Genomic DNA, 6,389 nt, shown 5'->3' on the forward strand with positions numbered 1-6,389 from the left:
AAGAACGACCAGAACACGGGTTCGTCCTGATAAATCAGGCTGATGCCGTCGGGTGTGTGGAGTTTCAGGTAGCCTTGCGTTTGACGGTCGATATGCAGGGCGAGGCTGTTTGGGGAGGAGAGATGGTGGTATTGTTCCAGAACGGCGTTGAGCGATTGGTAGTGCATGGAGCATCCTTTGAAAGGTGTTCAGCGATAACTGATGACGATCATCGTACTGCCGTCTTTATTGTAGTAATACGCACCCGCATTGCCCCATGCAAATCGACGGCATTTGCCTGCTGCCGATGTTTCAATGGCGCAAGGGGCATCGCCCAGCTGCTTATCCAACCATCGATCAAATTGTTTTCTGCGTTGTAATTCACGCTCCTCCGACCATGCTGCCCAGCTGTTGTCCTCGCCTATCGGGCAGAAGAATATGGATAAGCGCTCCAGCCGCTGCTGCCCGAACTGGGCGGTAAGGGTGTATTGTTCGGATTGCTTGGTAAATGACAAACCGAAAAATGTTATTCCCGTTTGCAGATGATTCGGGCTTGATTTTGGGAAACATGCAATCCAGTCATCAAGCGTGGTTCGTGCACTAATAATATTGCAGTCCGGCAGGATGATGCTGCCGTTTTCAGGGTTTATCTTCATCGGTTTGAATTTCCAAATGTAGTTTTCAGACGACCTGAAGGCAAGCGGAAACAGACGATGAATGTCGCTTAAGCCTTCTTGATTTTTAGGTAGCCTCTTTATCATACATTTCCCGCAACACCTCCGTCAGCCAGTCGAACACCTTTAACACGCGCCCGGAAGTTACTGTGCGTTGCGGGCAGTAGATATAGAGTTGCCACGGGCGGCGCGGGATTTCGGGGAAGAGTTCCACCAGTTTGCCGTTTTGCTGAAAGCATCCCAAACCACAACGTGCTACTGGCCGGATTTCCCTGCCAGCCGTTTAGCATTGCCGGGGTCAGCAAGAAAAACGCACTCGGCAGGCCGCACGGGTTTGAATGCACCACGCAGGGCACGCTGTTTTTTGATGTCGCCCGCATTATTGCTGCCAAACACCCGAAAGCCTTTCTATTGGAAAACGTGAAAAACCTGTTGTCGCACGACAAGGGCAATACGTTTGACGTTATTCTGCATACTCTACGCGATGAATTGGGCTACGAAGTCCATTACCGCGTTATTGACGGACAACACTTTACGCCGCAACACCGCGAACGCATCATTATTGTAGGTTTCCGCGAAAAAACCGATTTTTGTTGGGATGATTTGCAACTGCCCAAGCAAGATCATAAGCTGGCTACCATTCTGCATAATACTGACGGATACGAACCCGTACTGCCGTGGGATGAAAACCGTTTTTTCAATCATGAAAGCGGCAAAGTGCAGGACAAATACACGCTTACCCCAAAACTATGGGCATATTTACAGGCGTATGCGGAAAAACACCGCGCCGCAGGCAACGGTTTCGGTTTCGGCATGGCTTACCCCGATGGTATCGCCCGTACCCTTTCCGCCCGTTATTACAAAGACGGTTCGGAAATCCTGATTTGGCAGGGGAAAGGCAAACGTCCGCGTCGTCTGACCCCGCGCGAATGCGCCCGCCTGATGGGGTTTCCCGATACGTTCCGCATACCGGTGAGTGATACGCAGGCGTACAGGCAGTTCGGCAACAGCGTCGTCATGCCCGTTATTCGGGAGGTGGCGCGGATTATGCTGCCGCTCATCTGCGCCATGATTGAAGCCGAAAGTACGCCGATTACCTTGCCTTTATTCACGTAAGAAAGGGAAACTCATGAAACGCGGTTATTTGTCCGATTATTTCGAAGGCGTTGCCGTTAAAAGGTTGAGTGCGGTGGAAGCCGATGTTATCCGCTCAAACCAACCCCGCCGCGCTGATAGAAGCGGTGGAAGACGGCAGCTTTGATGCGGCTTTGTAAATCGAATCTCAACAAATCGACTGCAACACCCCAAAGGCTACCTGAAAACCCTGCTCCGCTTTTTTCAGGTAGCCCAACCACATTCAGAAGGAAGAAACCATGCAACAAAAAGTCTGTTTTCAAATCGAAGGCATGACCTGTCAGGCCTGCGCTTCGCGTATTGAAAAAGTGTTGAACAAAAAAGATTTGGGGCTATAGTAAACTTATTTTGAACATATTTGTTCACATCTGTAGATAACTAGGGGGAAAGGAGAATGAGCACAATAGAATTTAATACTTATATCACAGATGCAGAATGGGAAGTCATGCGTGTAGTTTGGGCAAATGATCGAGTAACTAGTAAAAAAGTCATTTCCGTATTGCAAGAAAAAATGGACTGGACACAATCCACTATCAAAACGATCTTAGGTCGATTAGTTGGAAAAGGCGTACTAAATACAGAGCATGAAGGTAGAAAGTTTATTTACACTGCCAATATTGAAGAGACAGAAGCCGTAAGGGATTATTCAGAAGATATTTTTAACCGTATTTGCAATAAGAAAGTCGGAAATGTAATAGGAAGCATCATTGAAGATCATGTTTTAAGCTTCGATGATATAGATCGACTAGAAAAAATATTAGAGATGAAAAAATCTTTCGCAGTAGAAGAAGTGGATCGCAATTGCCCAGAAGGACAATGCTAATGTTATTTACATCATCATTAATATAAGGAGTAATTTAAAATGAATAATGACAACAGATATTCGTCCCATAATCACCATGATTATGACGACATGGATAAGTTAAAACACGAGCATGGAATCACAGATGAACATGGAGACCATAAGGATCAACATCAAGTACATCATGCTGGGCATGATCACAGCGGGCACAGTGGGCATGACCACAGTGGGCACGGAGGGCATGACCACAGTGGGCACGGAGGGCATGACCACCATCATCACGGAAACTTTAAGGAACTTTTCTTAAAGTCATTGCCACTAGGAATCATTATTATGCTCTTATCCCCTTTGCATGGATTTGAACTACCATTCCAGTTTAATTTTCCATATTCTGATATTGTAGTAGCTATTTTATCTACTATATTAATTATTTATGGTGGACGTCCATTCTATCAAGGTGCAGTTGACGAATTTAAACAAAAAAAACCTGGAATGATGGCACTCGTTTCTTTAGGTTTAAGTGTTTCATATTTATACAGTATTTATGCCGTGATCATTACCTACGTAATGGGTGAACACGTGATGGACTTTTTCTTTGAATTTGCTTCATTACTATTAATCATGCTATTAGGTCACTGGATTGAGATGAAAGCTATTGGAGAAGCAGGAGACGCACAAGCAGAATTGGCTAAGTTAGTGCCGAAAGATGCTCACGTTGTATTAGAAGACGATTCAATTGAAACACGACCAGTTGCTGACTTAAAGGTAGGTGATTTAATTCGTGTTCAAGCCGGAGAAAATGTGCCAGCAGACGGGATTATCGAGCGTGGCGAATCACGTTTAAATGAAGCTCTTCTAACTGGGGAGTCAAAAGCAGTAAAAAAAGGCCCTGGCGATGAAGTAATCGGGGGCTCAACAAATGGAGAAGGGGTTCTTTATATTAAAGTGCTTGAGACAGGTGATCAATCCTTTATCTCTCAAGTACAGACTTTAATTAGCCAAGCTCAAAGTCAGCCTTCCAGGGCAGAAAGTATTGCGCAAAAGGTTGCAGGCTGGCTCTTCTATATTGCTGTTATTGTCGCGCTAATTGCTTTTGTAGTGTGGATGGTTATAGAAGGTGTACCAACGGCAGTTATATTTACTGTTACTACATTAGTTATTGCTTGTCCGCACGCATTAGGTCTGGCTATTCCATTGGTCACCGCCCGTAGCACAAGCTTAGGAGCCAGTCGTGGGTTACTGGTGAAAGACCGCCAAGCCTTAGAAATAGCTCAAGATGCAGATGTGATGATTTTAGATAAAACAGGTACTTTAACAACTGGTGAATTTAAAGTATTAGATGTAAAACTTCTTAATGACAAATATACAAAAGAGGAAACCATTGCCTTATTGGCAGGTATTGAAGGAGGATCTAGCCACCCAATTGCTCAATCAATTATAAGATTCGCCGAGCAGCAAGGTATACGTCCAGCATCTTTTGATTCGATTGATGTGATTTCCGGTGCTGGAGTAGAGGGTAAAGCAGGTGGGCATCGTTACCAATTAATCAGTCAAAAAGCCTATGGACGTAATCTTGATATGGATATTCCAAAAGGAGCAACTCTTAGTGTCTTAGTAGAAAACGATGATGCCATTGGTGCTGTAGCTTTAGGGGACGAATTAAAACCAACGAGTAAAGAGTTAATTAAAGCTCTTAAAAAGAACAATATTCAACCAATTATGGCAACAGGTGATAATGAAAAAGCGGCTCAAGGCGCGGCAGAAGATTTAGGGATTGAATATAGATCAAATCAATCTCCACAAGACAAATATGAGTTAGTTAAAACACTTAAAGATGAAGGAAAGAAAATTATCATGGTAGGTGATGGTGTAAATGATGCTCCTTCTCTTGCCTTAGCAGATGTTGGTATAGCTGTAGGTGCTGGAACTCAAGTTGCATTGGATTCAGCTGATGTCATCTTGACTCAATCTGATCCAGGAGATATTGAATCATTTATTGAATTAGCACACAAAACAACTCGTAAAATGAAACAAAATCTCTTTTGGGGAGCCGGTTATAACTTTATAGCTATCCCTCTAGCTGCAGGAATTTTGGCTCCTATTGGTATCACATTAAGCCCTGCATTAGGAGCAGTCCTAATGTCTGTGTCAACAGTCATCGTCGCCATTAATGCTATGTTATTAAGGTTAGATCCAAAAAATAACGGTTAACAGATCGAATGATTGAAACTCCTTAAAGTATCAAGATACAATAGTTTTAGAGGAGAAAAAGAGATGTAAGTACTGGCTTCTTTGTAAAATCGTGTTGGTAGAAGTAGACGATTTTTCTACCAACACGATTTTTAATTTAGGGGCTGTACTAGATTAGCAGATATGTTACTCTCGAAATATGAAGATAACGCACTGCAAATTAAAGAAAAAAGTACAGAAAGAACTGCTCCGTTTTTTTGTACTGGAAGTTACCGCCCGTTCTGCGGCCGATATTTTGGGTATCCATCCCAATTCGGCAGCACTGTTCTACCGTAAAATCCGCGCGGTTATAAACTATCATTTGTCCTTGGCTGCCGATGAGGTTTTCGAGGGCCCTGTCGAGCTGGACGAAAGCTATTTCGGCGGACAGTGTAAAGGCAGACGTGGTCGCGGTGCGGCAGGAAAAGTGGTTGTCTTCGGCATTCTGAAACGCAACGGACGGGTCTATACCGTTGTGGTGGATAATGCCAAGTCTGAAACGTTACTCCCTGTCATTAAAAAGAAAATCATGCCGGACAGCATTGTTTACACGGATAGCCTGAGCAGCTACGACAAGTTGGACGTGAGCGGTTTCATCCATTACCGCATCAACCATTCCAAGGAATTTGCCGACCGTCAGAACCACATTAACGGCATTGAGAATTTTTGGAATCAGGCAAAACGTGCCTTGCGAAAATATAACGGAATCGATCGCAAATCTTTCCCACTGTTCTTGAAAGAATGCGAATTTCGATTTAACTTCGGCACACCGTCCCGGCAGCTAAAAATCCTGCGGGATTGGTGTGGAATTTAGAGCTAATCTAGTACAGCCCCAAAATTAATCTGCAAAAAAACGGACAGCCTTTGTTTTAACCCAGCCGGTTGCACATACACCGCTGGCGGTTACAACAAGCTGCCCGCCCTCGTCAAACGAAGTCGTCAGACGGCATTGGCTGCCTGACGGTTTCTTTACCTGCCATTTGCTTGGAAAATCTGCCATTTTCAAGCATTCTTTCTCGCCTGCATCTTCACAGCCCGCACCCGCTGCCGGAGGCACTTTTTTCACCAGCGTCCAGCCGTTTGATTCAGCCACATTGCCAACCACACAGAGATATTGGGTGTTTCTTAACTGCATTACCGTTTTCGAACGGGCATCGGGCTTTTCCTTTAACACTGCGCCGCCTGATGATTGTACATAAACCTGATTGCCGCACGACACGGTTTGATGATGGGCTATTTTTCCACTATTTACCGGCTTCGCCACCACTGTTGCCGAGACCAGCAAGGTTAAAAGCAGCATTTTTTTCTTCATTTAAATACCTTTTAAAAACAATAAATTACCAAAATACGCAACATAATCAATGTAGTATTGATGATAAAACAACATTGCAAATAATGCAAACGACGAACATCCGAATGCGGTAAGGCCGTCTGAACAGTTTGTTTGTCGGGCATCCATGCCCGACCTGCTCGGCGTTTTCAGGCTGCCTGCGTGCGGAGTGCAAAGCTGAAAAACTTTTGCAAAATCCACCGCTCTTTTGGGGCGAAATGCCGTCTGAAAGCGATTTCAG

At 44.4% G+C, this 6,389-nt stretch carries 8 protein-coding genes and 1 pseudogene; 6 read left to right on the forward strand and 3 right to left on the reverse strand.

What is annotated here, in order from left to right:
- Positions 1–188: 188 nt before the first annotated feature.
- Positions 189–635, reverse strand: coding sequence for a hypothetical protein (locus tag O3661_RS09820; RefSeq protein WP_371493296.1), 447 nt, complete (start codon positions 633–635; stop codon positions 189–191).
- A gap of 85 nt (positions 636–720) precedes the next feature.
- Positions 721–897 carry a hypothetical protein gene (locus tag O3661_RS09825; protein WP_371493283.1) on the reverse strand — a complete coding sequence of 59 codons (177 nt, stop codon included), beginning with the start codon at positions 895–897 and terminating at the stop codon, positions 721–723.
- An 8-nt stretch (positions 898–905) separates the two neighbouring features.
- Here O3661_RS09825 and dcm point away from each other — a divergent pair, with 8 nt between their 5' ends.
- The 6 genes and pseudogenes from dcm (at position 906) to O3661_RS09855 (ending at position 5,632) form a co-directional block, all read left to right on the forward strand.
- Positions 906–1,769 carry a DNA (cytosine-5-)-methyltransferase gene (dcm, locus tag O3661_RS09830; RefSeq protein WP_371493285.1) on the forward strand — a complete coding sequence of 288 codons (864 nt, stop codon included), beginning with the start codon at positions 906–908 and terminating at the stop codon, positions 1,767–1,769.
- A 13-nt stretch (positions 1,770–1,782) separates the two neighbouring features.
- Positions 1,783–1,914: a hypothetical protein gene (locus O3661_RS09835; RefSeq protein ID WP_371493287.1), complete on the forward strand. Its 132-nt coding sequence runs from the start codon at positions 1,783–1,785 to the stop codon at positions 1,912–1,914.
- Between the two features lie 112 nt (positions 1,915–2,026).
- Positions 2,027–2,113, forward strand: a pseudogene (locus tag O3661_RS09840) (cation transporter); the annotation flags it as partial.
- A 68-nt stretch (positions 2,114–2,181) separates the two neighbouring features.
- Entirely contained in the window at positions 2,182–2,610 is a 429-nt protein-coding gene (locus O3661_RS09845; protein WP_371493288.1) for a CopY/TcrY family copper transport repressor, read from the forward strand.
- A 39-nt stretch (positions 2,611–2,649) separates the two neighbouring features.
- Entirely contained in the window at positions 2,650–4,800 is a 2,151-nt protein-coding gene (locus tag O3661_RS09850; RefSeq protein ID WP_371493290.1) for a heavy metal translocating P-type ATPase, read from the forward strand.
- Positions 4,801–4,978: 178 nt separating this feature from the next.
- A complete protein-coding gene (locus O3661_RS09855) occupies positions 4,979–5,632 on the forward strand; it encodes an IS1595 family transposase (protein WP_371493292.1) in 654 nt (217 codons plus the stop codon).
- A gap of 24 nt (positions 5,633–5,656) precedes the next feature.
- Here O3661_RS09855 and O3661_RS09860 read toward each other — a convergent pair whose 3' ends face one another.
- Positions 5,657–6,130: a hypothetical protein gene (locus O3661_RS09860; protein ID WP_371493293.1), complete on the reverse strand. Its 474-nt coding sequence runs from the start codon at positions 6,128–6,130 to the stop codon at positions 5,657–5,659.
- Positions 6,131–6,389 lie beyond the last annotated feature (259 nt).

Source organism: Neisseria sp. 20925_1_37 (genome assembly GCF_041433255.1).
Taxonomy (GTDB): Bacteria; Pseudomonadota; Gammaproteobacteria; order Burkholderiales; family Neisseriaceae; genus Neisseria; species Neisseria flavescens_D.

Coding starts and splice junctions, on each gene's coding strand:
- O3661_RS09820 (WP_371493296.1), bottom strand. CDS start 635: ATGAAGATAAACCCTGAAAACGGCAGCATCATCCTGCCGGACTGCAAT.
- O3661_RS09835 (WP_371493287.1), top strand. CDS start 1,783: ATGAAACGCGGTTATTTGTCCGATTATTTCGAAGGCGTTGCCGTTAAA.
- O3661_RS09845 (WP_371493288.1), top strand. CDS start 2,182: ATGAGCACAATAGAATTTAATACTTATATCACAGATGCAGAATGGGAA.
- O3661_RS09850 (WP_371493290.1), top strand. CDS start 2,650: ATGAATAATGACAACAGATATTCGTCCCATAATCACCATGATTATGAC.
- O3661_RS09855 (WP_371493292.1), top strand. CDS start 4,979: ATGAAGATAACGCACTGCAAATTAAAGAAAAAAGTACAGAAAGAACTG.
- O3661_RS09860 (WP_371493293.1), bottom strand. CDS start 6,130: ATGAAGAAAAAAATGCTGCTTTTAACCTTGCTGGTCTCGGCAACAGTG.